This is a genomic window from Actinoplanes sp. NBRC 103695 (genome assembly GCF_030269485.1).
Taxonomy (GTDB): Bacteria; Actinomycetota; Actinomycetes; order Mycobacteriales; family Micromonosporaceae; genus Actinoplanes.
In genome coordinates, this window is record NZ_BSTL01000134.1 from 1 (window position 1) to 410 (window position 410).

Consider the following 410-nt stretch of genomic DNA (forward strand, 5'->3'; position numbering starts at 1 on the left):
AGACGCCGGCAAGAAAGTGCCGGGACGTAAGCGGGGCCTGGCCGTGGACGTGCTCGGGTTGATCATCGCAGTCGTGGTGACCGCGGCCTCGGCCACCGACAACACCATCGGCGTGGCCCTGCTCGACAAGGTCGTCGAGCACACCCCGAGCGTGACCCGCGCCTACGTTGACGCCGGGTTCAAAGACGACGTCATGATCCACGGGGCGGTCCTCGGGATCACCGTCGAGCAGGTTAAACGCTCCGACACTCGGCCAGGGTTCGTGCCGGTCGCCAAGCGGTGGGTCGTCGAGCAGACCCACGGCACCCTGATGCTGCACCGGCGCCTGGTGCGGGAGTACGAGATCCTGCCCGCCTCCAGCGTGTCGCGCACCCTGTGGGCGTCGACTGCGAACCTGACCCGCCGGCTGA

General features: G+C 68.3%; 1 protein-coding gene. It reads left to right on the top strand.

Annotation, left to right across the window (positions count from 1 at the left end; translation table 11 throughout):
• Positions 1-410, top strand: a 410-nt coding sequence (locus QSK31_RS48585; RefSeq protein ID WP_285692009.1) for a transposase, incomplete at both ends; no start/stop codon positions are given.